The sequence below is a fragment of the Chromohalobacter sp. 11-W genome (genome assembly GCF_029889905.1).
Taxonomy (GTDB): domain Bacteria; phylum Pseudomonadota; class Gammaproteobacteria; order Pseudomonadales; family Halomonadaceae; genus Chromohalobacter.
In genome coordinates this window covers 97,256-123,893 of sequence record NZ_JARANZ010000003.1, presented here as the reverse complement: position 1 = coordinate 123,893, position 26,638 = coordinate 97,256, and the positions used below count along the sequence as shown (strand labels likewise).

The 26,638-nt window shown below is 59.2% G+C and carries 28 protein-coding genes; 17 read left to right on the top strand and 11 right to left on the bottom strand.

All coding sequences use genetic code 11. The annotated features are described in order from the left end of the window. Window positions 1–16 precede the first annotated feature (16 nt). From glnK to OP494_RS05595, 3 genes are all read right to left on the bottom strand, one after another. On the bottom strand, window positions 17–355 hold the full coding sequence (gene glnK, locus OP494_RS05605; RefSeq protein WP_075368779.1) for a P-II family nitrogen regulator: 339 nt from the start codon (window positions 353–355) through the stop codon (window positions 17–19). A gap of 158 nt (window positions 356–513) precedes the next feature. Continuing rightward, the gene (locus tag OP494_RS05600) at window positions 514–1,764 is read right to left on the bottom strand and encodes an ammonium transporter (protein WP_040240105.1); all 1,251 of its coding nucleotides are present in this window, start codon (window positions 1,762–1,764) and stop codon (window positions 514–516) included. 27 nt (window positions 1,765–1,791) lie between these two features. Continuing rightward, complete coding sequence (locus OP494_RS05595; protein WP_011508451.1) at window positions 1,792–2,130, bottom strand: P-II family nitrogen regulator; 339 nt, start codon at window positions 2,128–2,130, stop codon at window positions 1,792–1,794. 256 nt (window positions 2,131–2,386) lie between these two features. Between OP494_RS05595 and OP494_RS05590 the strand changes: the two genes are divergently transcribed. Both OP494_RS05590 and OP494_RS05585 read left to right on the top strand, forming a co-directional pair. Continuing rightward, on the top strand, window positions 2,387–2,740 hold the full coding sequence (locus OP494_RS05590; RefSeq protein ID WP_280539734.1) for an accessory factor UbiK family protein: 354 nt from the start codon (window positions 2,387–2,389) through the stop codon (window positions 2,738–2,740). Between the two features lie 159 nt (window positions 2,741–2,899). Next, window positions 2,900–4,414, top strand: a complete 1,515-nt coding sequence (locus tag OP494_RS05585) for a YifB family Mg chelatase-like AAA ATPase (protein WP_247621029.1) — start codon at window positions 2,900–2,902, stop codon at window positions 4,412–4,414. Here the strand turns inward: OP494_RS05585 and OP494_RS05580 are convergent. The 4 genes from OP494_RS05580 to OP494_RS05565 form a co-directional block, all read right to left on the bottom strand. Beyond that, on the bottom strand, window positions 4,411–5,460 hold the full coding sequence (locus OP494_RS05580; RefSeq protein ID WP_246942474.1) for a DUF4105 domain-containing protein: 1,050 nt from the start codon (window positions 5,458–5,460) through the stop codon (window positions 4,411–4,413). The two genes, OP494_RS05585 and OP494_RS05580, sit on opposite strands and share 4 nt — an antisense overlap. Before the next feature lie 2 nt (window positions 5,461–5,462). Continuing rightward, the gene (locus tag OP494_RS05575) at window positions 5,463–6,572 is read right to left on the bottom strand and encodes an aminotransferase class I/II-fold pyridoxal phosphate-dependent enzyme (RefSeq protein WP_246942472.1); all 1,110 of its coding nucleotides are present in this window, start codon (window positions 6,570–6,572) and stop codon (window positions 5,463–5,465) included. Window positions 6,573–6,665: 93 nt separating this feature from the next. Next, on the bottom strand, window positions 6,666–7,157 hold the full coding sequence (locus OP494_RS05570) for a hypothetical protein (RefSeq protein ID WP_040240092.1): 492 nt from the start codon (window positions 7,155–7,157) through the stop codon (window positions 6,666–6,668). Further along, window positions 7,154–8,155, bottom strand: coding sequence for an alpha/beta hydrolase (locus OP494_RS05565; protein ID WP_097021410.1), 1,002 nt, complete (start codon window positions 8,153–8,155; stop codon window positions 7,154–7,156). Before OP494_RS05565 ends, OP494_RS05570 begins: the two co-directional genes overlap by 4 nt. A gap of 232 nt (window positions 8,156–8,387) precedes the next feature. Here OP494_RS05565 and OP494_RS05560 point away from each other — a divergent pair, with 232 nt between their 5' ends. From OP494_RS05560 to OP494_RS05550, 3 genes are all read left to right on the top strand, one after another. Continuing rightward, on the top strand, window positions 8,388–10,592 hold the full coding sequence (locus OP494_RS05560; RefSeq protein ID WP_280539732.1) for a malate synthase G: 2,205 nt from the start codon (window positions 8,388–8,390) through the stop codon (window positions 10,590–10,592). A gap of 227 nt (window positions 10,593–10,819) precedes the next feature. After that, the gene (locus OP494_RS05555) at window positions 10,820–11,236 is read left to right on the top strand and encodes a hypothetical protein (RefSeq protein ID WP_143748557.1); all 417 of its coding nucleotides are present in this window, start codon (window positions 10,820–10,822) and stop codon (window positions 11,234–11,236) included. Between the two features lie 89 nt (window positions 11,237–11,325). Further along, on the top strand, window positions 11,326–11,838 hold the full coding sequence (locus OP494_RS05550) for a cytochrome b (protein WP_097021408.1): 513 nt from the start codon (window positions 11,326–11,328) through the stop codon (window positions 11,836–11,838). Window positions 11,839–11,918: 80 nt separating this feature from the next. Here OP494_RS05550 and OP494_RS05545 read toward each other — a convergent pair whose 3' ends face one another. Then, window positions 11,919–12,371 (bottom strand): DUF411 domain-containing protein, encoded by a 453-nt coding sequence (locus tag OP494_RS05545; protein ID WP_097021407.1) that lies wholly within the window; start codon window positions 12,369–12,371, stop codon window positions 11,919–11,921. Between the two features lie 307 nt (window positions 12,372–12,678). Between OP494_RS05545 and OP494_RS05540 the strand changes: the two genes are divergently transcribed. The 6 genes from OP494_RS05540 to OP494_RS05515 all read left to right on the top strand — a co-directional run bounded on the left by OP494_RS05540 (window position 12,679) and on the right by OP494_RS05515 (window position 18,393). Continuing rightward, on the top strand, window positions 12,679–13,155 hold the full coding sequence (locus tag OP494_RS05540) for a plastocyanin/azurin family copper-binding protein (protein WP_097021406.1): 477 nt from the start codon (window positions 12,679–12,681) through the stop codon (window positions 13,153–13,155). Window positions 13,156–13,164: 9 nt separating this feature from the next. Beyond that, window positions 13,165–13,830 (top strand): response regulator transcription factor, encoded by a 666-nt coding sequence (locus OP494_RS05535; protein WP_097021405.1) that lies wholly within the window; start codon window positions 13,165–13,167, stop codon window positions 13,828–13,830. Next, the gene (locus tag OP494_RS05530; RefSeq protein ID WP_245846281.1) at window positions 13,817–15,148 is read left to right on the top strand and encodes an ATP-binding protein; all 1,332 of its coding nucleotides are present in this window, start codon (window positions 13,817–13,819) and stop codon (window positions 15,146–15,148) included. Before OP494_RS05535 ends, OP494_RS05530 begins: the two co-directional genes overlap by 14 nt. Window positions 15,149–15,218: 70 nt before the next feature. Next, entirely contained in the window at window positions 15,219–17,015 is a 1,797-nt protein-coding gene (locus tag OP494_RS05525; RefSeq protein ID WP_097021404.1) for a copper resistance system multicopper oxidase, read from the top strand. Between the two features lie 9 nt (window positions 17,016–17,024). Then, the gene (locus tag OP494_RS05520) at window positions 17,025–17,789 is read left to right on the top strand and encodes a copper resistance protein B (protein ID WP_097021403.1); all 765 of its coding nucleotides are present in this window, start codon (window positions 17,025–17,027) and stop codon (window positions 17,787–17,789) included. Between the two features lie 184 nt (window positions 17,790–17,973). Then, the gene (locus OP494_RS05515; protein ID WP_097021402.1) at window positions 17,974–18,393 is read left to right on the top strand and encodes a PaaI family thioesterase; all 420 of its coding nucleotides are present in this window, start codon (window positions 17,974–17,976) and stop codon (window positions 18,391–18,393) included. Window positions 18,394–18,400: 7 nt separating this feature from the next. On the opposite strand, the gene OP494_RS05510 is transcribed toward OP494_RS05515, so the two are convergent. Continuing rightward, on the bottom strand, window positions 18,401–18,784 hold the full coding sequence (locus tag OP494_RS05510; RefSeq protein ID WP_097021401.1) for a DUF423 domain-containing protein: 384 nt from the start codon (window positions 18,782–18,784) through the stop codon (window positions 18,401–18,403). 181 nt (window positions 18,785–18,965) lie between these two features. On the opposite strand from OP494_RS05510, the gene OP494_RS05505 reads away from it, so the two are divergent. The 4 genes from OP494_RS05505 (at window position 18,966) to trmB (ending at window position 22,391) form a co-directional block, all read left to right on the top strand. Beyond that, window positions 18,966–20,447 carry a sodium:alanine symporter family protein gene (locus OP494_RS05505; protein ID WP_246942459.1) on the top strand — a complete coding sequence of 494 codons (1,482 nt, stop codon included), beginning with the start codon at window positions 18,966–18,968 and terminating at the stop codon, window positions 20,445–20,447. A gap of 56 nt (window positions 20,448–20,503) precedes the next feature. Further along, window positions 20,504–20,704 (top strand): sulfur carrier protein ThiS, encoded by a 201-nt coding sequence (gene thiS / locus OP494_RS05500; protein WP_040240072.1) that lies wholly within the window; start codon window positions 20,504–20,506, stop codon window positions 20,702–20,704. 78 nt (window positions 20,705–20,782) lie between these two features. Next, complete coding sequence (locus OP494_RS05495; protein WP_277810259.1) at window positions 20,783–21,583, top strand: thiazole synthase; 801 nt, start codon at window positions 20,783–20,785, stop codon at window positions 21,581–21,583. 58 nt (window positions 21,584–21,641) lie between these two features. After that, window positions 21,642–22,391 (top strand): tRNA (guanosine(46)-N7)-methyltransferase TrmB, encoded by a 750-nt coding sequence (gene trmB / locus OP494_RS05490; protein ID WP_280539726.1) that lies wholly within the window; start codon window positions 21,642–21,644, stop codon window positions 22,389–22,391. Between the two features lie 375 nt (window positions 22,392–22,766). Here the strand turns inward: trmB and OP494_RS05485 are convergent, their stop codons facing one another. Then, window positions 22,767–23,681 carry an AEC family transporter gene (locus OP494_RS05485; RefSeq protein WP_280539724.1) on the bottom strand — a complete coding sequence of 305 codons (915 nt, stop codon included), beginning with the start codon at window positions 23,679–23,681 and terminating at the stop codon, window positions 22,767–22,769. A 118-nt stretch (window positions 23,682–23,799) separates the two neighbouring features. Between OP494_RS05485 and OP494_RS05480 the strand changes: the two genes are divergently transcribed. Continuing rightward, a complete protein-coding gene (locus OP494_RS05480) occupies window positions 23,800–24,291 on the top strand; it encodes a hypothetical protein (protein WP_247621039.1) in 492 nt (163 codons plus the stop codon). Window positions 24,292–24,684: 393 nt separating this feature from the next. On the opposite strand, the gene OP494_RS05475 is transcribed toward OP494_RS05480, so the two are convergent. Beyond that, entirely contained in the window at window positions 24,685–25,401 is a 717-nt protein-coding gene (locus OP494_RS05475; RefSeq protein ID WP_280539722.1) for an FKBP-type peptidyl-prolyl cis-trans isomerase, read from the bottom strand. A 146-nt stretch (window positions 25,402–25,547) separates the two neighbouring features. Between OP494_RS05475 and dctP the strand changes: the two genes are divergently transcribed. Continuing rightward, window positions 25,548–26,573 carry a TRAP transporter substrate-binding protein DctP gene (dctP, locus tag OP494_RS05470; RefSeq protein ID WP_247621041.1) on the top strand — a complete coding sequence of 342 codons (1,026 nt, stop codon included), beginning with the start codon at window positions 25,548–25,550 and terminating at the stop codon, window positions 26,571–26,573. The last annotated feature ends 65 nt before the right edge of the window (window positions 26,574–26,638 follow it).

The window sequence follows — 26,638 nt, the reverse complement described above, 5'->3', positions numbered from 1 at the left end:
GTTGGCGGAGCGTGGCTTACACCGCGTCCTTGCCGGTCTCACCGGTGCGGATACGGATGACCTGCTCGAGCGGCGAGACGAATATCTTGCCGTCGCCGATCTTGCCGGTATTGGCTACCTGCGTGATGGCCTCGATCACCTTCTCGATCATGTCGTCGTCGACGGCGACTTCGAGCTTGACCTTGGGCAGGAAATCGACCACGTATTCGGCCCCGCGATACAGCTCGGTATGACCCTTCTGACGGCCGAAGCCCTTCACTTCCGTGACGGTAATCCCCTGAACGCCGATCTCGGACAACGACTCACGCACGTCGTCGAGCTTGAACGGCTTGATGATGGCGGTCACCAGTTTCATCGTCTTTCTCCTCGCATCGTATATGCGGGTGGCGCTTACCACCCTCGATTATGCCCAACGATCATGCTTTCAAGCATACACCGCTGGTCGCGGGATTAAAAAAGCCCCCCGAAGGGGGCCAGGGGAGCACGCCAGCTCACTCGGTACTCCAACAAGGTTTACGTCTTGTTGGAGGCAAACTCGGGGTAGGCTTCCAGGCCACATTCGGCCAGGTCGACCCCTTCGTATTCTTCCTCTTCGCTGACCCGGACACCCATCGCAGCCTTGATGATCAGCCACACGATCAAGCTGGCGATGAAGCACCACAGGAAGATGGCGAGGGCGCCGATGATCTGTACACCGAAGGAGGCACTGGCATTGGTGATAGGCACTGCCAATACACCCCACAGACCCACCACGCCGTGCGCGGAGATGGCACCGACCGGATCGTCGATCTTCAGTTTATCCAGCGCCACGATGGAGAAGACGACCAGCAACCCGCCGACGGCACCGATGAGGGTGGCGCCCAAGCCGCTGGGCGACAGTGGATCGGCGGTGATCGCGACGAGACCAGCGATTGCGCCGTTGAGCGCCATGGTCAGGTCAGCCTTGCGGAACCAGATCTTGGCGAGAATCAGCGCGGCGATTACGCCCCCGGCAGCCGCGGCATTGGTATTGACCAGCACCTGCGCCATGTTATTGGCGGAGTCGATGTTGGAGACCATCAGCTCGCTGCCGCCGTTGAAGCCGAACCAGCCCATCCACAGAATGAAGGTACCTAGCGTCGCCAGCGGCAGATTGGCACCGGGAATGGCATAGATCGCGCCGTTCTTGCCGTACTTGCCCTTGCGCGGCCCGAGTACCAGCACCCCAGCCAATGCGGCCGATGCCCCCGCCATATGCACGATGCCAGAACCGGCATAGTCGGAGAAGCCCAGCTCGGAGAGCCAGCCACCGCCCCAGGTCCAATAGCCGGACGTCGGATAGATGATCCCGGTCATCACCACGGCGAAGGCCAGAAACGCCCAGAGTTTCATGCGTTCTGCCACGGCCCCGGAGACGATCGACATGGCGGTTGCGACGAACACCACCTGGAAGAAGAAGTCGGCACGGTTGGAATAATAGATATCCCCGTTGCTGCCCATTACCTGATCGACGGAGTTCTCGCCGCCGAGCAGAAAGCCCAGACTCGGCAGGAAGCCGCCAGCGCCACTGGAATACATCAAGTGGTAGCTGAACAGCAGATACATGGTGCAAGAGATGGCGAACAACACCACGTTCTTGGTCAGGATTTCCGCCGTGTTCTTGGAGCGGACCAGGCCCGCTTCGAGCATGGCGAAGCCGGCGGCCATCCACATGACCAGCACACCGGCGATCAAGAAATAGAAGGTGTCGAGCGCGTACGATAGCTGTGTAATATCTTCAGTCATTTATTGTGTCTCCCTTCAGCCCTTGCCTTAAACGGCGTCGGCTCCGCGTTCACCGGTACGGATACGAATGACGTCTTCGAGTGGCGTGACGAATAGTTTGCCGTCGCCGATCTTGCCGCTATTCGCGGCATTGCTGATCGCCTCCAGCACGCTTTCCAGTCGGTCTTCTTCCACGGCGATTTCTATTTTTACCTTGGGAAGGAAGTCCACGACGTATTCGGCGCCGCGGTAGAGTTCCGTGTGACCCTTTTGGCGCCCAAAACCTTTCACTTCCGTGACGGTGATACCTTGGACGCCGTTGTCGGCCAGCGCCTCGCGGACATCATCCAGCTTGAAAGGTTTGATGATGGCGGTAATGAGCTTCATGCCAGTTCTCCCGTTGTCGGCTTTCGCCTCTCGGGACGTACGCAGAAGCCATGCCATATTGGCTATGTATCATTAAAAACAGCCGGTTACAGAGGGGCGGGGAGCCGTAGCATTATGTGGTGCCCAAACATGGAACACGCCGCGCCAGCTTTTGGTGCGTGACGCTGGCATGGCTGCACCAATATGGCGCATGCGTATTTCGTCGGCCTTGCGTATGCTGTGGCGAGAAGGAAACGTTCAATCCGAGGGAACTCTCATGGCGACACACGACCTCTTCTCACGTCTCGCACAGCAAGTCGGCGACCGGCTCCAGGACGCCTCGCACGCGCCGGAAGACATTCAGCGCAGCGTCCAGGGTGTGATGCGCGGCGCCTTCGATCGCATGGAGCTGGTCTCGCGTGAGGACTTCGATATCTTGATGGAAGTGCTGCAGCGCACGCGTTCGCGTGTCGAATCCCTCGAGGCGCAGGTCACGGCCTTGGAAGCGGCGCTGGACGTGGGCCAGAGTGCGCCGGTGGCCGCCGCCGAAGGCGCCGAGCCGGCGACCGCACACGACGCCAAGGACGACGCCGACGAGTCGAGCGCGTCCGACACTTCCCGCAAGAGCTGAACGCCGCTCGATCACGAATGCCGTCTCGGTCGAGACGGCATCGCGCCTTTTGCCTCTTTCTTGCCGATAGGCCCTCTCGCCGCCTTTCGCAGCGCGTGCGTTACCGTAGTCAATCAATTAGTGTATACGCATATTTTGATGTGACCGGAAGGAGGCTGCATGGCGCTTGCCATCATCAATACGCGTGCCGGCTTGGGGCTGGAGGCGCCGGATGTGCTGGTCGAGGTGCATCTCACCAACGGCCTCCCCGGGCTGGCGATCGTCGGACTGCCGGAGGCGGCGGTCAAAGAGAGCCGCGAGCGGGTGCGCAGCGCTCTGATTAATGCCGGTTTCGACTTTCCCACGCGACGCATCACGCTCAACCTCGCCCCGGCGGATCTCCCCAAGGAAGGCGGACGCTTCGATCTTCCCATTGCGCTGGGCATTCTGGTGGCCTCAGGGCAGATTCCCGGCGAGGCGGTGGCGGATCTCGAATGCCTGGGCGAGTTGGCGCTGGATGGCAAGTTGCGCCCCGTGCGCGGGGTGCTGCCGGCGGCCCTGGAAGCGCGTCGCGCCGGGCGTGCTCTGTTGCTGCCCGAGAGCAATGCCGATGAAGCGGCGTTGGCCGGCGACCTGGACGTTCTCCCCGCCGCCGACCTGCCACAAGTCGTCGCCCACTTGCTCAAACAATCGCCGATTACGCCGCACCAACTTGGTGAGCGGCCTGCACCGCGCTTGGCCGAGCCCGACCTCGCCGAGGTGCGTGGCCAGCAGCAGGCCCGGCGGGCGCTGGAAGTTGCCGCCAGCGGTGGCCACAATCTTTTGTTCGCTGGCCCGCCGGGTACCGGCAAGACCATGCTCGCCAGTCGATTACCCGGGATTTTGCCACCCCTCCAAGAAGATGAAGCGCTGGAAGTGGCCGCCGTGCGCTCGGTATGCGGCCTGCCGATCCTAGAACGCTGGGGGCAACGGCCGTTTCGTACGCCGCATCACACCGCCAGTGGTGTGGCCTTGGTCGGCGGTGGCGGCAAGCCACGCCCGGGGGAGATTTCACTGGCGCATCACGGGGTGCTGTTTCTGGATGAATTGCCGGAGTTCGACCGGCGTGTGCTGGAGGTGCTACGCGAACCGCTGGAATCGGGCCAGATCGTCGTCTCGCGGGCATTGATGCAGAGCTGCTTTCCCGCTCGCTTTCAACTCGTCGCGGCAATGAATCCGTGCCCGTGCGGACATCTCGGCGACCCGCGCAAAGCCTGTGTGTGCACGCCGGCCCAAGTGCAGCGCTACCAGGCCCGTATCTCGGGCCCACTGCTCGACCGTATCGATCTGCAGGTGGAAGTCCCCGCATTGCCCGCCGCACAACTCACCGAACAACGCAGCGGCGAAAGCTCCGAGGTCGTTCGCCAGCGTGTTCTCGCTGCGCGCCAGCGCCAAGCCCAGCGCGGCGCGCTCAACGCTTATTTACCCAGCAGCGCGCTGGAGGACCTCTGCGCCCTGGATGGCCAGGAACGCACCTGGCTGGCCGACGTGCTCAACCGCCTCAACCTCTCCGCCCGCGCCTATCATCGCGTGCTACGCGTCGCCCTGACGCTCGCCGATCTTGCCGAGGAGCCCCGCCCCCGCCAGCCGCAACTGATGGAAGCCATCGGCTATCGTCAGTTGGATCGGCTGATCGGTGGCAATGGAGGGGCTTAGTTGTCGGCGTCGTAGGAAGGCGTGTCGGTGCCGGGGATGCCCTCGCGAATGCGGGCGGAGAAGCCGTCGGCGCCGTTCGTTTTCAGGGCCTGGGCGTTGATATGCCCCTTGGCCTTGAGTTCGGCGAAGGGAACGCCGGGTGCCAACGCGCCGACGCTGTGCACGTACTCGGGCAGGTAGCCGGATAGCAGCAGTCGGTAGTCGAAGGGCAGACCGGGGACGATGCGCTTCATCATGGCGTAGACCAGCGTGGTGCAGTTGGAGGTCAGCGTGTTGTAGTAGTGCGGCTCGCGTTGTAACTGGTGGGCCTCGTCGAGGTAGGCGCGAAACAGATCCTGCATGACCGGCTTGGGCATCTGCACGCGATATAGATAGACGTCCTCGCCGCGCGTGTTGGTGCGCACGCGCACGATATCGCGCTCGTCGGCGGCGATGATGCTGACTTCGTATTCCTTGAAGAAGCCGCCCAAGGTGGAGAAGGCCTCACCGCGCTCCTTGCGTATCTCCACCGAGAACGTCAGGTAGCGCCCGTCGTCGAAGCCGAAGCTGACCAGCGTATGGGCGATGGCCGGCCCCATCCAGTAGGACACCAGCAGATCGACCGAGCGTAGCTGGTCCAGGTCGTAGTGGCGGGTTTCCCAGCGCTCATCGAAATCCTGCGGGGTGCGCCATTGGAAGTTACGCACGTTGTTGACGGTGACGCGGTTGTCGTCTTCTTGTGTGCCGCTGACGATATGCGCGACATCCGGCGCCCAGTCGCGCTCGGTGGCGGGTTGGATCGTCCACCACCAGATGCCGAGCACGAGGTACATGGCTAGATAGCCGAGTAGGGCGCGTGCCGGCCAGCCCTTGAGGAACAGCCCCATGCAGCATGCCAGCGCGGCGATGATCCACAGCCCCGCCACGCCGTAACGCAGCACGGTGGGACCGGGAAGGCGATACCACAGCGCCAGCACCGCCCAGCCGCTGCTGGCGACGATGAGCAGTGCCAGCACGCCGGCGATGAGCCAGTGCCATAGTGAGGCAAGCCAGCCGGGACGTGCCATGATCAGTGCTGTGCCTCGAGCGCGCGTTCCAGCGCGGCCAGTCGACCGGGCGCCAGGGCGTCCTCGAGCGTGCTGATGCGCAGCACGTGGCCCAGCGCGGGATGCGCGGGACGATGCACGAGCGTGCCGGCCTCGAGCAGTTCGCGATGGATGCGGGCGGCGAGCTCCGCCTCCGGCAGGCGCACGGCGATGAAGTTGGTGGCACTGGGCGGCACGTCAGCGCCGAGAACTCGTAGATGGCCGGCCAGTGCTTCGCGGCGGGCGATCACGTCGCGTACGTGCTGCGTGGTTTCCTCCGGGTGGTCGAGCACAGTCTCGGCGGCGGCCAGTGCCAGCGATGAGACCGCGTAATGAATACGCACCTTGTGCATCACCTCGATCAGCGCCGGTTCGGCGATGGCATAGCCGATCCGCAAGCCGGCCAAGCCGTGTGCCTTGGAGAAGGTGCGTAGGCGCACCACGCCGGGCCAGACTTCGCCTGCAGCGGGAGCGTCGGCATCGTCACGGAAGTCGTGATAGGCCTCGTCGAGCAACAGCGTGCAGTCCTCGGGCAGAGCATCGCGCAGCGTGAGGATATCGGCGTCGCTGTGCAGGTGGCCGCTGGGGTTGTCGGGATTGGCCAGGTAGACCACGCGGGCGTTATCGCGCACCGCGCGGTCGGCCAGGGCGTCGAGGTCCGGCGCCAGCACGCTGGGCGCGTCGTGATAGTCAACTTCGACCAGCCGACAGCCCTGACCCTCGGCGAAGTAACGAAAGGTGGGATAGGTACCCGCGCTGGCGATGACCGTGCTGTCGGGATCGCACAGCGTGCGCAGGGCGAGCGCCATCAGGCTGTCGGCGCCGGCATCGATGATCAGCGCCTCCAGTGGCGTGCCGAGCAGGGCATTCAGGCGTTGGCGTACATCCATGGCCTCGGCGTCGCCGTAGGCGCGGGCCAGGGTGGCGACCTCATCGCCAAAACGCGCCTTGAGCGCCTGGTGGGGCATGTCCAATCCTTCGTTGGAGCCCAGGCGATGCGGCACCTCACGGCCTAGCTTGCGTTCCAGCGCTTTGAGGCCGGGGAACGGATTGGACGGCCCGGAACGATCAAGGTGGCGAGCGTGACGCGACATGCGAGACTCCTGAAACGCAAAAGGCTCATTGTGCGACCGAGACGCGCTGGGCACAACGTGACACGCATACGTCCGATGCCTCGCACGCACGCATTACAACGCGCTGGCGTCCAGGGCTCCGGAGAGCGTGGCGCGCCAGCTGGGGGCGTCTTGGCCGGGACGGCGCAAGGTGATTTCCCACTGATAGGGACGCAACTCTCGATCGGAGAGGCGCAGTACGCCGTTGCCTTGGAGCCGACTCTCGAGTACCCAGTGATTGTCCGGCGCATCGTCGGCCAGCATGCCCGGCGTCCAATCGAGGACTTGGGGGCCCTCTGCCTGTGCCAGTAGGGCGCGGCCCAAGGTTTCGGTGAGTCGTCCCGGTGCGATACCCAGCGCTGGTGATACCGTCGGTGGTGCCAGCATCACCACCATATCCTGCGCTTCACCCGACCAGGGCGGCGATTCGAGCAGTGCCTCGGCGGCCTGGCTACTCATGCCATATACCGCCTGGCGCATGTCCTCGGGCGGGGCGTCGCCGAGCCCAGCGCATCCCGCCAACAGCAGGCAGAGTGCGATGATGCCAGCGGCGTGGGCATGCTTCATGGTGTTTCCTGCGGGCAAGGGTCGGCACTGGATAGCGCGTCGTGCGGGTCGAGCCGGCGCTCGTAACCCGCCAGGAAACCACTCAGTTCATGGAAGAGAGGGGTGCGAATCGGCTTGGCCTCGTTGACCAGATGATGACGGGCTTCCGGATGCCGATGGACATCGGCATTGGGGAATTTGTCCGTCAGCGTTTCCAGGTTCCACTGCCAGTCCACGGTGAAGTCTTGTTCGCCCTGGAGGATCAGCACCGGCAATTCGCTGGGCGGCATGGACATCAGCAGGGGGATCCAGTCGCGCATGGCGCTGACCCAGGTCAAGGCCAGGCGGTCCGGCTGCAAGGGGTCGCCGCGGCGCAGGAAATCGGCGAAGCCAAGATCGGTGGTGTTGGGGCGAAACCGGCGCGGCACCGAGCGCACGAAAGGACTGACCACACGGTGCAGCCAACTGGATTGCTGCCAGCCCCAGGGGCGCACCAGCGGTGCCAGTAGCGCCAGGCCGTCCCAGCGTGTCTGATGGCCGTGGGTCAGGGCGTCGGTGGCGAGAATCGACGCGCCGGTGCTTTGGCCGATGCCGATCCAAGGGCCATCGGCCAGGCCGAGACGCGTGACCTCCTCAGTCAGCGCGCTCAGGCAGCCGACATAGTCGCCGAAGTCGTCGATGGAAGCGCGCGCGCCGCTGGAGAGCCCGTGCCCCGGGAGATCCCACATCACCACGCGCCAGCCACGCGCCAGCAGCAGTTTGAGAAGATGGCGGTAGAGCCCTAGGTGATCGAAGTAGCCGTGCACGACGAACGCCGTGCCTTGCGGTTTGGGCGGGCTCCATACCTGAGCCCACAACTGAAACCCCCGAGCCTCGAAGAAGCCGGCATGTAGATCGGTATTCTCTGTCAACAGCGACGCTAAGCGATAGTGCTCGAGATAGGCATTCATAGCCGGCGACACGGGGCGTGCCATCGGCGTCAGCAGGCCTAGCTGTTTCAAGGGGGTAAAGTCGGTCATTCAATTCTCCCGGTGCGTTCCATGCTAGCGTCCGCGCGGTCCCCGAGGCTATAGGGAAGTGATTGCCGGGCCCATTTTTTCAGGTCTTGCACGGCATTTGTCAGCATTGGCATCGCTTTCTTCCGTGCCGAAAAACGACGCTCAGACCAATGGTGGAGATGACAGCGCGAGGATTTACGTCTAATTTGTGGAATTATTTTCCACGTTTGAGGCGACACCCGAGGAGAGCCGCATGACAGACCGTACGACACGCCATCGTTTGCAGGTGGCCAGCCAGCTCGATCGTTTCATCAACGACGAAGCTTTGCCCGGTACGGGTGTCGACTCCGAGGCCTTCTGGGCCGGGTTCGATGCCTTGGTCCACGACCTTACGCCCACCAATCAGACGCTACTGGCCGAACGCGAGCGGTTACAGGCTGAGCTGGATGCGTGGCACAAGGCTCACCCTGGCCCGGTGCAAGACATGGACGCCTATCGCGCCTTCTTGAAAAACATCGGCTATTTGGTCGAGGCGCCGGCGAAGGTGCAGGCGACGACCGCCCATGTCGACGACGAGATCGCTATCCAGGCCGGGCCACAACTGGTGGTGCCGGTGAGCAATGCGCGCTACGCGCTCAACGCCGCTAACGCGCGCTGGGGCAGCCTGTACGACGCGCTCTACGGCACCGATGTGATTCCCGAGACCGATGGCGCCGAGAAGGGTCAGGACTACAATCCCAAGCGTGGTGAAGCGGTCGTCGCCTATGCGCGTGGCGTACTCGATCAGGCCGCGCCGCTGGCCGAGGGCTCGCACGCCGAGTCGAGTGGCTACAGCATCCGCGACGGTAAGCTGGTGGTGCAGTTGCAGGGGGGCAGCGAGACGACGCTGGCGCGTCCCGCCCAACTGGTGGGTTATCAAGGCGAGACGGAAGCACCCACTGCGGTACTGCTGGCCAACCACGGTCTGCATCTGGAAGTGCAGTTCGACGCTACGCATCCCATTGGCAAGACCGATCCGGCGCACGTTAAGGACGTCCTGGTCGAAGCGGCGGTGAGTACGATCATGGATTGCGAGGACTCCGTGGCCGCAGTCGATGCCGGGGATAAGACGCTGCTCTATCGCAACTGGCTGGGGCTGATGAAAGGCGATCTCGAAGAGCGCTTCGACAAGGGTGGCAAGACCGTGACGCGGCGTCTCAATCCGGATCGCGACTACACGGCGCCGCAGGGTGGCCAGGTGCGTCTGCCCGGGCGCTCGCTGCTGTTCGTGCGCAATGTCGGCCACCTGATGACGACCCCGGCGGTGCTCGACGGCGAGGGTAACGAGATCCCCGAGGGCATACTGGATGGCGTAATTACCAGCCTGCTGGCGATCCACGACCTTAAAAAGCGCGAAGGTGACGCAAGTAACTCGAGGACGGGCTCGGTTTATATCGTCAAGCCGAAGATGCACGGGCCCAAGGAAGTCGCCTTCTCCAACAGCCTGTTCATGCGCATCGAGGACATGCTGGGCCTGCCGCGCGATACCCTCAAGATGGGCATCATGGACGAGGAACGTCGCACCTCGATCAACCTCAAGGCGTGCATCGCTGAAGCCGCCTCGCGCGTGGCATTCATCAACACGGGCTTTCTGGATCGCACCGGCGACGAGATGCATACCGCCATGGAAGCCGGTCCCATGCTGCGCAAGGGGGAGATGAAGGGCACCAAGTGGATTGCGGCCTACGAAAAGAACAATGTCCAGACCGGTCTGGCATGCGGTCTGCGCGGTCGGGCGCAGATCGGCAAGGGCATGTGGGCGATGCCGGAGCTGATGGCAGCGATGATCGAGCAGAAGATCGGTCATCCCCAAGCGGGTGCGACTACGGCTTGGGTCCCCTCGCCTACAGCGGCAGTGCTGCATGCGCTGCATTATCACCAGGTCGATGTCGCGACGATTCAGCGTGAACTGGAAGCCAAGCCGAGCGACGACCTGCTCGACGATCTACTCAGCGTGCCGGTGGTCAAAAGCGCGGCTTCGGGTGCTAACAAGAACCCGAGCTGGGCCGACGACGAGATTCAGCAGGAGCTGGATAACAACTGCCAGGGGATCCTCGGCTACGTGGTGCGCTGGGTCGAGCACGGTGTGGGCTGCTCCAAGGTGCCGGACATCCATGATGTGGGGCTGATGGAGGATCGTGCGACGTTGCGTATCTCCAGTCAGCACATCGCCAACTGGCTGCATCACGGCATCGTCAGCGAAGCGCGGGTGCGCGAGACGCTGGAGCGTATGGCCAAGGTGGTCGACGACCAGAACGCCCACGACCCCGACTATACGCCGATGACCTCGCACCTGGCGGAGTCCAGCGCCTTCCAGGCGGCATCCGACCTGATCGTCAAGGGACGCGAGCAACCGGCCGGCTACACCGAACCGCTGCTGCACCATTGGCGAGCGGTGCACAAGGCCAAGTTGGGTTGATCTGAACTGGGCGCCGAGGCTAACTCTTTCCTCGGCGCTCACCATCTGAGCCTGGCATCCCGCTTTCTGTCATGTCAGGCTTTTTGCCGATTTTGAACGCAAAAGTTTGGCGAGCTACGTCGCTCGTCAGGCTGCACATGGTTGCCGCATAGTGTAAGGGTGTTTTTAATACTCATTTCAGCTTTATGGGATATAAAGTATTTGTACCCAATGAAATGAGGTGTGCCATGAAAGTGAAAATGATTGCATTGACAGCTTTTATCTCCAGCGTGTTAGCAATTCCTGCTGTTGCGAGCGTTGGTCATGACGGTGGCGTTCCCGTGCTAGAAGATGGTATTTCATCGAGTCAGATGATTAGCAATGGCAACGAAAACCGATACACCGTGCCTATTGATAAGCCGACTACTTTAACAGTAACAAGTGAGCACTATGCTGGTAGCTCTAGCCGTGGAAACTATCTGAAGGCGGTGCTCTATGACGCATCAGGAGAAATGGTTGCCGCAGCGTCAGATCCTGATGGGCACTTTTCTCTTGTCAGGTCATTAGAGCCAGGAGATTATCAGCTTATGGTTACTGGAAGCACTACCATGGGAGGCGCTCATGAAAGTCGGAATATCTACCAACTCCACACCCAATATCAATAAGTGATGCATGGTAAATTAAGGGCCGGCTGATTGGGGTTGGCCGGTTCTTCTTGTAGTGTGCAATCCTAAAATAGCATGGGGTGTGGATAATGAAGGCAACGGACTCATATAAATACTATGGTGTTGTTAGTCGCGTATTGCATTGGATAACTGCAATATTGGTCATTATACAGCTAGCCGATGTATATATGCGTAGTTGGGACCCCAAGAATATTTTTAGTCAGTATGTACAGCCGTGGCATATGACGATAGGGGTTTCTATTTTGGGGGTAATGTTGCTCCGCATGATCTGGTTGTTGGTGCAGAGAAAGCATAGGCCACGAAGTAGAAGTATAATGGTAAGGTTTGGGCATTTTAGTATATACGTTGTTCTGATCGCTATCCCGTTGAGTGGCTTATTGCAAGGTTATCCCGTTTTAGTTTTTGATACTCTTCTGACAAAAGGTCTTGACACAAAATGGGATACGATTTTTCAGGAGCTGCATGGCCCACTTGCTTATATACTGACAGCGTTGATTGCAGGACATGTGTTTATGGCGATATTGCATCGCCTAGTACATCGTGACGGAACTTGGGAAAAAATGATAGGGAAAAATCAATAGCTTTGGTTAAGAATTTGTCGTGTGTAAAAAAGGAGGGGAGATGCCCCCCTCTAAAAGCCAGGCTGCGATGAAAATATTTTCTAAAAAGTCATGAAAGAATGGTCTTTATTATTTTTAAATTCATAGATTTTAAAGGGTGCTTCTTGAGCCCCGGGCATGCCTGGGGATCCTTTCGGCATGCCGACAAGGCCAATGCCATTTATATCTGGTTGTTTAGAGAAAAGCGTTGCTAGTGCTTTCTTAGGAACGTGACCCTCGATCCAATACTTACCCATTTTAAGGGTATGGCATGAAGCCAAATTCTTGGGCACTTCTGCTCGCTTCTTGATGCTATCCAGCGCAACATCATCCACGATCGTGATCCTGACACCTTGCGTTTCAAGGTAATGTGCATAAGCTGTACAACAGTCGCACCTGGGGTCTTTGTAAAGAATTGCTTCATCAGGTAGGTCGTTTGCCGACACTGCCCCTGTTGCCAAGAAACTACATGCCAGTAGTGAAGCAAGGAGTTGTTTAATGCCTGTATCCTTCATGAGGCCCCCTGAAAAGGTACTTAATAAGAGAAGCAATGCTTAATCCAATAAGCAAAAGTAATGTTAGTGGCATAAGCCACCCTATCCATCCCATTGAGCCCATTAAAGCGAAACATTCTGAATTCATCATGAAAATCCTCTTGGCAGTGCTATCCTAAGGTAAAGAGTACAGCCTTTGTGTAGCCCAAAGGTCAAGCTGTAGAAATGATCATGGCTTGTTTGTTAGCAAACTAAGTAGATGTATTCAGGATCATTTCAGGTTGTGCCTCTATAAAGGGTAGACATCCACTTTTGTAGGAGAACACTGATGTATAAGAAGCATCTGGTATCAAGCCTTTTGGCAATCTCGTTGAGTACGCTGGCGGCGGCTTCCTGGGCCTCGGCCGGGCATGGAAATAGCGAAAAGGTGAGTGACGCTGACGTTGATCGCACCATCACGGTGGAAGCGGGAGACATGTGGTTTGATCCTGAGGACATTGAGGCCTCTACCGGGGAAACCATTAAATTCGAGATCACTAACACGGGTAGTATAGAACACGAGTTCACAATCGGAGACGAGTCTGCTCAAGAGGAACATCGTGATATGATGCAAGAAATGAGTGAAGGCGATGGGGGACACCATATGTCGGAAGGTGGTGATGGCATGGCTTCGGTGACCATTGAACCCGGTGAGACCAAAGAGCTGGTTTGGACAGCTCCTGACAGTGATAAAAGCTTAGAGTATGCCTGCAACATCCCAGGTCATTATGAGTCAGGCATGTATGGTAATGTTACAGTAAAATGATGTGAATATATGAGACTGTTGCTTCTCGAAGATGATGATCTGCTTTCCGAAAGCCTGGCGGAAAGCTTGAAGGACAACGGTTACCTCGTTGACGTGGCCGACTCTATAAAGGCGGCCACGTCGCTTGCGGCAACCGAATGTTATGAACTGGCTGTTGTCGATATTGGGCTGCCTGATGGTTCTGGGCTTGAATTGGTTGCACATTGGCATAAGCAAAATCGTGACATGCCTATTTTGGTTCTTACGGCAAGGGATACTTGGGAAGATAAAGTGTCTGGATTAGAAACTGGCGCAGATGATTATTTGACAAAGCCGTTTCATGAGGCCGAGTTATTGGCGAGACTTAAAGCATTGCTTAGGCGTCGCTCTGGTAGTGTATCTCAAATATTGACAGTTAACGGGGTTTCCTTAGATGAGGCTGGGCAGTCGGTTTGTACAGAAAGTCTTCCTTGGCGTTCGCTAACGGCAACTGAATTTCGACTGTTGCGTTATCTAATGCACCATCCCGATCGTGTGCATTCTAAAGATCATTTGCTCGATCAACTTTATGCGCTTGAACAAGATGCAGCTGAGTCTAATCTGGTGGAAGTGTATGTTGCCCGGCTGCGCCGGTATTTAGGTAAGGCGTTGATACAAACACGCCGCGGCCAGGGGTACTTATTTGTATCGCATTGATTGGCATAGCTTGCGGTTTCGCCTGCTAGCTTGGCTAGGAAGCGTGGCGCTTATAGTCGTGGTCGTGACATGGTTGATGCACGGCTTTTTTTTGGAAAGTATCGCCAAGGACTTTCTTGGTGAGCGCCTGCGTAGAGAGGCCGATCATGCTGTTTCTCAGTTGGGTGAAGAACGTTCCCTGGTCCCTGAGTCATTACAGTCTGTGAGCAAAAGTTATCAGGTTTTTCACCACCTGTATGTGCTGTCTATTGGCGATAGTGTTAGTGCCTCGGATCCGAAGTGGCAGACAAGACTTTCTCCACTGCTCGCAAGTGACCGTGATTCCTTGGTAGAAGTAGAAGAAGGGGGGCGCCACTTACTGGTCTATCGTCGCCATTTTAGCTGGGAAGATAGTAACGGTGTTTTGCTTATTGGGGAAGACTTTTCACAAGTGGAGGCTGGGCTTGCAACCTTGCATTGGTGGGTGGGGGCGGTCGCAGGAGCCTTGTTAATAGTATTGATAGTGCTTAACATGTTGGCAGTCAATCGTGGCTTGAAGCCATTGAGGGAACTACGCGAACAACTTGATGCACTACAAGCGGGGCAGCGTCGGCGGTTCTCAGTATTGGTACCTTCCGAATTGAATGTCCTCGTCGAGCAGCTCAACCGTTTCATGGATGATATAGATTCACGCTTACAGCACTCGCGTGAGTCGGCGGCGAATCTTTCTCACGCGTTGAAGACGCCATTGGCTGCCGTGACACAGGTGCTTCGTGGGAATCGGCCAATTGATGATGATCGACGCCTCAAGTTGCTCGTAAGGATAGAAAGTATTAATGCTCAGCTTGATGCTGAGCTGCGCCGCTCTCGAATCGCGGGTCCCAATATGGGGAGGGTGACTCATTTAATGAACGATAGTCCTCGCCTTATAGATATGTTTCGTGGTCTTTACCCGGAAAAAGAGTTCCAAATAACGTATTCTAATGTTGACCGGGATCAGATACCCATAGAGCCCCACGACTTTTCGGAAATGCTCGGTATATTATTAGATAATGGAGGTAAATGGGCGAAATACTATATTTGCTGTGATATAAGGTTATTAACAGAAATGCTAGTGATAACCGTCGATGATGATGGCCCTGGTGTGGTGGAAAGCGATTTGCCTAGGTTGGGCGAGCGGGGCAAGCGTTTGGACGAGCGCCATCCGGGGTATGGCTTGGGGTTGTCCATCTTGACTCAGCTAGCTGCGCGCTATGCTGGATACGCACAATTTTCCCATAGCTCACTTGGTGGGTTGCGCGCTAAGGTGACGCTGACCTTGGCAGAGGGGGCGAGGTAACAGTTCGTTCAGTTTTGATTCAGCTTGTTCTGGCAGGATAGGGCCATGTAAAACCTAACGGGAGTTGTACATGGCACGCTCACCTGTTGTATCGCGCCCCTTCTCGCGCCGCCAGATATTGAAAGGGGGGGCTGCGCTTGGGCTGGGCTCCGCAGCCGCTATGGGCATGAGTCCTGCCTGGGCCAATCCCTGGGGGCGCACAAACGTCTATTCCAAAGGCGTTGAAGAAGGGCCAGAGGTGGCATTAGCCATTCGCCGTGAGTCCATTCCGATTGACGGCAAAGAGGCTCGCCCCTTTAGTATTAACGGCAGCAGCCCCGGCCCGCTGATCCGCCTTAAGGAAGGCCAGGACGCCGTATTACGCGTCACCAACCTGCTCGACGAACCCACCTCAATCCACTGGCACGGTTTGATTCTTCCTTCCGGCATGGACGGCGTGCCGGGCGTCAGTTTTGCCGGTATTGAGCCAGGCGAGACCTTTACCTACCGCTTTCCCGTACGCCAGAACGGCACCTATTGGTATCACAGCCACTCGGGCCTTCAGGAACAGGTGGGGCATGTGGGGCCGCTGATTGTTGATGCCGCCGAGCGTGAACCCTTCCGCTATGACCGCGAGCATGTGCTGCTTTTGACTGACTGGACTTTCGAAAATCCTGCGTCGGTATTTCGTAATTTGAAAACCATGGAAGGCTATTACAACTTCCAAGAGCGCACGATGGCTGATTTCTTTGCCGATGTTCGACGTGAAGGCTTTTCAGACACGGTGGAAATGCGCCGAATGTGGTCAAAAATGCGCATGAGTTCGCGGGATATCGCCGATGTGACTGGCAGCACTTACACTTACCTGCTAAATGGCCGCGCCCCCGAGGAGAACTGGACGGCGTTGTTCAAGGCGGGTGAGCGCGTGCGCCTTCGAGTGATTAACGGTTCGGCGATGTCGTATTTCGATGTGCGCATTCCCGGCCTGAAAATGACCGTGGTAGCCGCCGATGGCCAGCCAGTGCAACCCGTGCCTGTGGACGAATTCCGCATTGGTGTGGCCGAGACCTACGACGTGCTGGTCTCCCCCGAAGACGATCAAGCTTATACGATCTTTGCTGAATCAATGGATCGCAGCGGCTACGCCCGTGCCACCCTGGCCCCACGTGATGGCATGCAGGCTGAAATCCCCAAGCGCCGCCAAATTGCCGACCGCGGGATGGAAGGGATGGCAGCTGGCGCAATGGTGGGCATGAAAGGAATGGATCATTCCGGCATGTCCAGAGATGACATGGAGGGCATGGACCACTCCAATATGTCCGGCGGAGACATGGAGGGCATGGACCACGGCAGCGGCGACGGCATGGCGAAAGAAAAAGCCAAGACGCGCGAGAATGGCATGCTTGTGGCCGGTGAGGCCCAGCCGGGCTCACGCTATGGCGAGGCAGGCATCGGCATCGACCCCGACGAGCGCCGTATGCTGGTCTACCGCGACCTGAAAGCCTTCACCCCATGGCCTGACCGGCGCGGCCCCGGCCGCGAGCTGGAGCTGCATTTGACCGGCAACATGGAACGCTACATGTGGTCGTTCGATGGCAAGAAATTCAGCGAAGTCTCAGGCCCTATCCACTTTGAAAAGGATGAGCGTCTGCGCCTGATCTTGATCAATGACACCATGATGGAGCACCCCATTCATCTTCACGGTATGTGGATGGAGCTGGAAAACGGCCAGGGTGAGTTAATTCCACGCAAGCATACCCTGAACGTGAAGCCCGGTGAGCGGGTCTCCGCGCTTATCACGGCAGATGCGGAAGGAAGCTGGGCTTTTCACTGTCACCTTCTTTACCACATGGAAGCTGGCATGTTCCGCGTTGTTCAGGTTTCTTGAGGAGGCAGTATGAAGATAAAACTTTACCTCGTGGGTGTGAGTGCGGCATTCATCTTTGCTTCCTTGGCTAAAGCTGATGATGGTTACGATGCTCCTGATGGCTGGCCATCCCCTATCGTGGAGCATAATCAAGGCACGGCACAATTTGATCGGCTTGAATATAGTATTCCGGAGAATGGTAAGGATGCCATGGTATGGGACTTCCAGGGGTGGTACGGCAGCGACGTTAACCGTATGTACGTAAAATCGGAAGGTGAAAATATTCAGGGAGACGGTGAAGACGCCGAGTTTGAGTCCCTGGAGCTACTCTATAGCCGGTTGATTGCCGATTTTTGGGAGCTGCAGGGTGGCGTGGGTTACCAAGGGGGTGTGTTCTCTGATGATCATGAAGAGCGAACCTACGGTGTCGTTGGGTTGCAAGGGGTTATGCCATATGAAATTGAGACCGATGTAGCCTTGCAAGTGAGTGACGAAGGAGATGTATCTGCTAGTTTCGAGGGAGAATATGACTTTCGACTTACTCAGCGACTCTATGTACAGCCACGCACGGAAATCGCCATGGCCGCCAATGAAGTCAAAGAATTTGGCGTTGGCGAAGGGCTAAACTCCGTGCGTGTCGGCATGCGTTTGGGTTATGAGGTGACCCGCCGCGTCGCGCCTTACGTGGGCGCTTACTGGGAAAAAGAGTATGGCGATACTGCGGATTTTTCCCGTGCAGGTGGGGACAGGACCGAAGATACCGGCGTAGTTGCGGGCGTCAGGTTAATCTTATAAGCCCTCCGGCGGATTCAGGGTAATGTCAGATGGTGTTTTGGAAGTGCATGAGCTTTGGCGCAAATACGTCTTGGGGGGACGGTGAGCCGGTGAGGGGCGCACGGTAGTGTGTGTTCGGATGATGTTGCGCTACCTTGATCACTGCGCTGCCGTCTCGAGCACCATTGCCAGGGGAGAATTTGCCATGACCGTGATGACCGCCGCCGCCATAGAGGAGTTCCTCGACGAGGTCTTTCCACAGCGACAAGGCACCATCGAAGGCGTGGGCGAAATGCGCGCGACCATGAGCTTGGCCATCGAGGATGAACATTTGCGCCCCGGTGGTTGTGTCTCGGGGCCCACGCTGATGGGGCTGGCGGATGTTTGCCTGTACGTGGCGATTCTGGCCCAGATCGGCCCGGAGCCGATGGCGGTGACCACGGACTTCAACTGCCACTTCCTGCGCCGCGCGCGCGGCGACCGCGATCTCATCGCCAATGCGCACGTCGTCAAGCTGGGCGAGCGCCTGGCGGTAGGCGAAGTGCGTTTGTTCCCCGCTGGCGACGAGGAACCGGTGGCAACCGTCACCGCGACCTATGCGCTACCCGAGCATGACGACGACTGACGTCGGCTCAATCAGCGAGGCGCTGACGCCAGGCGCATACCGCCAACGTCAGCCAGCCGGCCATCAGCAACAGTCCGCCGAGCGGCGTGATGGGCCCCAGCCAATGGGCGCCGGTCAGGGCCAGTAGATACAGCGAGCCGGAAAACGCCGCCATCCCCATGCTCCATAGCCAGAGCGCTGCCCGCTGCCCTTTCAGCGGTTGCTGTACCCGCCAGATGAGTACCGCCATGGCGGCCAGGGTGTGCCAGGCTTGGTAACGCACGCCGGTGTCGAAGGCGTCGAGTCGTGTGGGCGAGAGCGTGCCGCCCAGCGCGTGGGCGCCGAACGCGCCCGCCACCACGACCACGAAGCCGCTCAAGGCGACGAGTATCCAGCCACGACAGTTGTGCATGTCTCATCCTTTATCACTGACTACGCTGAAACGGTGAGTGAGCGCCGGAATGTCATCCCGGGGCCCGGTATCGCCGCGCTGGCGCTTACCCTATGGCGTCGCTTACGCCATGACAAGCCTCTCGGGATGGCGTATCGTCGCGGCCTTGCCGATCTCAAGAATCATAATGGAGCATTAATCCATGGACTCTCTCGCCAGTCTCGTCGCACCGCTGCACGATGCTATCTACGCGGTGATGACCCCTGTCAGCGATTTCATCTGGTCGTATATTCTCGTTTATCTCTTGTTAGGCGCGGGGGTGTTGTTCACCGTGCTGACGCGTGGCATGCAGTTTCGGCTGTTCGGTCACATGGCGCGCGTGACTTTCAATAGCCGTGGCGCGGGCGAAGGCGTCAGCGGGTTCCAGGCATTTGCCACGTCGCTGGCGGCGCGCGTGGGCACCGGGAACTTGGCTGGTGTGGCCATCGCGTTGTGGATCGGCGGCCCGGGGGCGATCTTCTGGATGTGGATCACCGCGTTGGTCGGGTTCGCCACCTCGTTCGTCGAGTCGACCCTGGCGCAGGTCTACAAGAAGCGCCACGAAGACGGTGTGTACCGCGGCGGTCCCGCCTACTATATCGAGCGCACGCTCGGCTGGCGTTGGATGAGTCTGCTGTTCGCCTTCTTTCTGCTGGTGGCCTATGGTCTGGCGTTTAACGGCGCCCAGGCCAACACCATCGCCCAGGGCATGAACCAGGCTTTCGGCATGCCCAATTGGGTCACCGGTTTGATTTTGGTCGGTGTCGTGGCCGTGGTCATCTATGGCGGGCTCAAGTCCATCGCGCGCACGGCGGAGAAGATCGTGCCGATCATGGCCATCGCCTACTTGCTGGTGGCGCTGGTGGTGCTGGCGCTCAACATCACCGCAGTGCCGGATATGCTGGCGCTGATCGTCAAGAGTGCCTTCGGCTATGGGCCCGCAGTGGGCGGCGCGGCCGGCTATGCCATCAAGACGGCGATGGAGAACGGCATCAAGCGTGGCCTGTTTTCCAACGAGGCCGGCATGGGCTCGGCGCCTAATGCGGCGGCCCAGGCCAACGTCAAGCATCCTGCCGCGCAGGGCTTGGTGCAGTCGTTCGGCGTGTTCGTCGATACCCTGGTCATCTGCAGCTGCACGGCGGTGGTGATCCTGCTTTCCGGCGTCTACGAGAAGTTGATGGCCAATTCGCCGGGACAGGACATCGTCGGCATCCAGCTCACCCAGGATGCGATGGCGGATCACTTCGGCGGCTTCGGTGAAGTCTTCATCGCCGTGGCGATTCTGCTGTTCGCCTTCACCTCGATCATCGCCAACTTCTCGTTCGCCACGGTCAATATCGAGTACATGTTCAAGCGCCATGCCAAGGGCGCGGTACAAGCGTTGCGCCTGGCCGTGCTGGCCATGGTGATGATCGGCTCGGTGTCGCAACTGACCTTCGTATGGGACTTCGCCGATCTGTCCATGGGGCTGATGGCGACCACCAACCTGATCGCGATCCTGATCCTGGCGCCGATCGCCATGCGTGTGCTCAAGGACTACGAGCGCCAGCGTCGCGAAGGCGTCAAGGAGCCGCGCTTCGACCCCAAGATCCTCAAGCGCCCCGACCAGGTAGATGACGACGTATGGCCGTCCAAGGATTCTTGAACACGGCATTTGGCGTTATAATGGCGGCCTCTCCCCACCTAACGTGAGAGGCCGCCATGCACATTCAGCTCAACGGCGATCATCGCGAGCTCGCGTCCCAGCTGACGATCAGTGAGTTGATCGATCAGCTTGCACTGACCGGGCGCCGCATCGCCGTCGAAGTCAACGAGGAAATCGTGCCGCGCAGCCAGCATGCCGAGACGCGCCTGTCCCCGGGCGACCGTGTGGAAATCGTGCATGCCATCGGCGGCGGCTGATGTTACTCGCTCGCCGACGCGCGGAGCCACTAAGCGGCCACCCGCGTCGGCGGCTCCCTTTACGCCAGGAGGTTCGTCATGTCCGCTGAGCAGCGCCAGGACATCCCATTGACCGTCGCCGGTCGCGTCTTCTCATCACGCCTGCTGGTGGGTACCGGCAAATACCGGGATTTCGACGAGACCGCCGCCGCCGTCGAGGCGAGTGGCACCGAGCTCGTCACCGTCGCGGTGCGCCGCACCAACTTGGGCCAGAATCCCGATGAGCCCAACCTGCTCGACGCTGTGCCGACGAGCCGTTACACGATCCTGCCCAACACGGCGGGTTGCTATACCGCCAAGGACGCGGTGCGGACCTGCAAGCTGGCACGCGAGCTGCTCGACGGCCACAACCTGGTCAAGCTCGAGGTGCTGGGCGACGATGGCACGCTTTACCCCAATGTGGTCGAGACCCTCAAGGCCGCTGAGACGCTGGTCAACGACGGTTTCGATGTCATGGTCTACACCAGCGATGACCCTATCGTCGCCAAGGAGTTGGAGCGCATCGGCTGTTGCGCGGTGATGCCGCTGGGCTCATTGATCGGCTCGGGGCATGGCCTGCTCAATCCGGCAACGCTTGAGATCATCCTCGGCAATGCCGAGGTGCCGATCCTCGTCGATGCCGGTATCGGCACGCCCTCGGATGCTGCGCTGGCCATGGAAATGGGCTGCGCCGGCGTGCTGATCAACTCGGCCATCGCCAACGCCCGACAACCGGTGCGCATGGCGCATGCCATGAAACTGGCGGTGGAGGCGGGGCGCGAGGCGTATCTCGCCGAACGCATGCCACGTCGGGCATCGGCGAGCCCGTCGTCGCCCTTCGCCGGGCGCATCAACGCCTGAACCCTTTCGCGGCCCGCACGGCCTGCTTCGCTACCTGATCGATAACGCAGACTTGCCCATGAGTGATTCACCATCGTCTTCCCCCGAGAACGCCCCTGAGGCGGGCTCGGCGTCATCCTCGCGCCCACCGCGCGGTATCAAGAGTTATGTACTGCGCGCCGGACGCATGACCGTTGCCCAGTCGCGGGGGCTCGAAGAGGTCTGGCCCCGCCTGGGGCTAAACGTGGCCGATGGCCGCCAGTCGCTGGAGACGCTGTTCGGCCGGCAGGCGCCTTGTGTCGTGGAGATCGGCTTTGGCATGGGGCAGTCGCTGGTCGAACAGGCAAGTACACATCCCGAGACCGACTTCATCGGCATCGAGGTGCATGCGCCGGGTGTTGGCAAGCTGCTCGACGAAGCGGATAAGCGCGGCCTGACCAACCTGCGCGTGTACCGCGAGGACGCGTTGGAAGTGCTCGGTAAGTGTCTACCCGAGTCGAGCCTAACGGGGCTGCAGCTGTTTTTCCCCGACCCCTGGCCGAAGAAGAAGCACCACAAGCGGCGCATCGTGCAGCCGGCCTTCGTCGAACTGGTACGCACGCGTCTGGCGCCTGGCGGGTATCTGCACATGGCGACCGATTGGGAAGCCTACGCCGAGCACATGGTCGAGGTCATGGAGGCGGCGCCGGGCTATCGCAACACGGCGTCGGCTGAGAGCGCGCCCTATGTGCCGCGCCCGGAATTCCGCCCGCTGACCAAGTTCGAGAGCCGTGGCGAAAAGCTTGGCCATGGGGTCTGGGATTTGATCTATGCCCGTGAGGACGGATGAGCGCACGTTGCAGCACCGCTCTCACAGAACACTTTCAACACAGAACGCTGATTTCCTCGAAAACCGCTGCTTGCAGCGGTTTTTTCGATTCTGGCTGATCTGAATCACGTCACGGCGAGCAAGACGCTGGCAAAGTGCTGCCTGCCTTGGTCCTGTTCATTTCATGCCGCTCTGCGATGAATCTAAAAAAAGCCGCCCGGGTGGGCGGCTTAAAGACCGTGACTAGCTTGATGAGGAGATAACCATGGGCAGGAACCTGACATTCGCTGCTTAGGTCAGTGGCGCTTGGCGGCGCCACGGTTGTTAAGGTAAACCATTCTCATTTGAATCGTCAAGCGTAACGAGAATATTTTTCAATTAGTCTCGTCGGGAGGCTCAACTCGCCAGTGCCATCCATGCTGGCAGCGTCACCATGGCCAGCAGGGTCTGGCCGGTAATTAGCGCCGCCATCAGCTCGGCGTCACCGCCTAGCTGGCGGGCGAGGATATACGCCGAGGTGGCGGTGGGTAAGGCGGCGAACAGAAGAGCGATGTCGCGGCTCACTGGGTCGAGCCCGGTCAGCCAGGCTAGGGCCAGTACGATCACGGGGGTGGCGACAAGCTTGAGCGTGGCCGAGTACCAGAACGCATGCCCGCTGCCGACAAGGGCACTGGGTCGCAGTGCCACGCCTACGGCAATCAACCCTAGCGGGAGGGCGGCACGGCCAGTGAGTTCGACGGTGCTGCCCAGCCAACCCGGCAGACCGATGCCGGTGACATTGAGGGCGATACCGAGTACACAGGCCAGGATCAGGGGGTTACGCAACAGGGCAGCCAGGCTGCGCCCCAAGCTAGAAGGCCCCAGCGTGCCCGCGGCGATGAAACCGCTCACGCAGAGAATGTTGGCCAGCGGGACCATCAATGCAACGGCGACTGCGGCTACCGTCGCCCCAGCTTGGCCATGTAGCGCGGCGGCGCCGGCGACTCCTACGTAAGTATTGAAGCGCAGCGTGCCTTGTAGCACCGAGGTGAACGCCGATGGCGCCAGCGCGAGGCGATGACGCGCGCACCAGAGCCCCAGCGCGAACAGTGCCATGGTGCCCATCAATACCACGGCCAGGCGGATGACCGGCACCTGCGCCACATTCGCCGTAGCCAGCGTCGAGACCAGCATGGCGGGGAACAGCAGAAAGTAGATCAGCCGTTCCATCGCGGGCCAGAAATCGCCTCCGGGAAAACGCCGCCAACCCAGCAGGGCGCCGAGTAGAATCAGTAAAAACAGAGGGCCCAGGGCCCCAGTGACACCGCTCATTGTGCCTCCGCTTGAGCAACTTCATGGACACCGGACGCTGACTGCAGCCAAGCTCGCCGGGACACGAACTGGTAAGCTTAGCGCGATGCCCCTGGGTAATGGGATTCGACCTAACGATATGCAACATCATGATGAAGATCCGGTAAGATCGCCGCTGCTCAATCTACTGACGCTAGTAACGCTGATAACGGTTCTGGTAGCGGCTGGTTATCTCGCCGACTATTACCTGCGTGATTCGCGCGAGAACGTCACCTGGTATCCCCCGCGTATGCATTGCGATCTACGCGACGGGGCGTGCCGTACCGATATCGGCTTGAGTGGGACGTTGCGTTTCGAGATACACGGCGACTTCGCCTCGTACGAGCCGTTGACGCTGGATGTGCAGACATCCGGTATCGAGGTGGCGTCGGCGGTCGTGGAGTTCGTCGGACGTGACATGAATATGGGCCTTACTCGGGTCGAGCTGGAAGAGGTCGGTGATGGCCACTTCCGAGGCGTGGGCGAGCTCCGTCCTTGCACGGAAACGGTCATGCCGTGGCGGGCACAAGTGATTCTCACAACCCCTGAGGGGCAAGAGGGGAGCTGGTTCGACTTCGATATTCACCGCTAGGCACGGCATCCCACGTGACGTTTGTCCACATTATGACAATTGCGCTTACCGTGCGGCTTGTGGGTAAGCCAACGCTTACTCCGTGTTTGCCTCTAGGGAGTGGTGTTTATTAAAAAATTAATTAAAACAATAGCTTAATGTTTAATTTTTGATGCGGTGGTGGGGTGTGCTTGACTACAGGCGAGCGTCATGCAAGGGCGCAGCGGGGGCAGGAAAGCCGGTTTTCACCGCCAAGCCACAGACGCTCCACAAAACTATCCACAGGCGGTAGTGGCGATGGGGTGTGGAAAACGCACAGCGCGAGCGTCCGGCAAGAAGGCCATGCGTAGAAAGACGAGGACAGCGTGAAGAGAGATGCTAGGCGCCCCGCGAGGCGCCTAACGTGACGAGCGCTTACTCGTCGGTCGACGTTTCTTGGTCGTCGCCGGCTTCGATACCCAGCAGCTCGATCTTGAAGGTCAGTGCCTGGTTGGGACCGATCGGGCCCCCGGTGCCGCCCTGGCCGTAAGCGAGATCGGCGGGCACGTAGAGCATCCAGGTATCGCCGACCTGCATCTTCTGCAGCGCTTCCTGCCAGCCCTCGATGACCTGGCCGACCTGGAAGGTGATGGGTTCGCCGCGCTCGTAGGAACTATCGAACACGGTACCGTCGGGCAGCTTGCCCTCGTAGTTGACCTTCACGGTATCGTCGGCGCTTGGGGTTTCGCCGTCGCCGGATTCGAGAACCTTGTACTGCAGCCCCGAGTCGGTGACCTTCACACCGTCTTTCTTGGCGTTCTCTTCAAGGAATGCCTCGCTGGCCTTGCGGTTCTTTTCGGCTGACTGCGCCTTTTCCTTCTTCTGCTCAGCCATCTTCTGCTTCTGGAAGTCAGAGAGCGTGGCGGCGATCTCCTTATCGCTCATCTGCAGGTCACCGCCGGCGTAAACGTCCTCAACCGCTTGGGTAAAGGCGTCGGTATCGAGATCCGAGATGTCCTGCTTAATGCTCTGGCCGAGCGTTGCGCCAATGCTATAGCTGAGTTTGGCTTCGTCGCTCTGCGGGGCAGCCATGGCCAGCAGCGGCGTCGCTACGAGGCCGCCGAATGCCACAGCCGTCATCAAACGTTTCATGAAAACTCCTTAACAAAATAAACAAACACCGCCCCTCGACTGTACCAGCACCGGTGCCGTTGCGCACCTGCGCGAAGGGCGACGGCTTGACATCGAAGCGACTTTGCTCTTCTCTGAATCTACATTGATAAGAAAGAGGGAACTCTATGCAACTGCGCAATATCGTTCTGAGTATCACGGCTTTAGGCTTGGTCGGTGTCGCTTCCACGGCGTCCGCCGATACCTGGCGTTTCGGTCTCGAGGAGACTGAAGGTAGCGTGCAGTACGGCTATGCGGAAGAGTTCAAGAAGTTGATCGAGGAAAAGAGCGACGGCGACATCACGGTCGAGTTGCTGCCGTATGGCAAATGGGGGTCGAGCTATTCGGCGTTGTATGACGCCATCCAGAGCGGCGCCATTCCGCTTGGCTTCGGCTCGGGCTTTTTGGGCGGTACCGTGCCGGAAAGCCAGTTGATGAGTCTCAACTTCGTCATGCCGAACGATCAGTTGGAGACGGCCGAGATTCTCAACTCCGACGACTTCCTCAAGAGTGATGCGTGGCAGGATTCGTTCCGCGAGCGCGGACTGGTACCGCTGGCCACCTTGCCCGAAGGGTATCAGGTCTGGACTGCGAACAAGGAGGTCCGTACGCCGGAGGACATGGATAACCTGCAGATCCGTGTCATGGATAACAGCCTGCTACGTTCGACCTATGAAGCCTATGGTGCTTCGCCGATCACCATCGCTTACGGCGAGCTCTATAGCGCCCTGCAGCAAGGTCAGGCGGAAGGTAACATTCAGCCGGTCTTCGCTCATGAGAACATGGGCTTCTACGAAGTACAGGACTACATGATCTTCGCCGATCAGTCGCAGTTCATCGCCAACTTCATCGGCAACGAAGAGTGGTACGACGACCTGTCTGACGATCAGCGCGAGATGCTCGAGTCGACGCTCGACGAGATGGTTCAGAAGGGCCACGACATCCAGACTCAGTTCAACTCCGAGCGTCTCGAGACCATCAAGGAAAAAAGCGACATCAACATCGTCCATCTGGACGAAAATGAGCGTGATGCCTTCCGTAAGCTGGCCGAGCCGGTGCGTCAGACCTACGTCGACATGGTCGGCGAACGTGGTCAGAAAGCGCTGGACATCGTGCTGGATCATGTCAATCAGTCCGGCGACAAGGCGGAGTAAGCCTGACTGTCAGCGTCTGAAGTACTGACATGCCGCATGCAAAACCCCGGAAGCGCAAGCTTCCG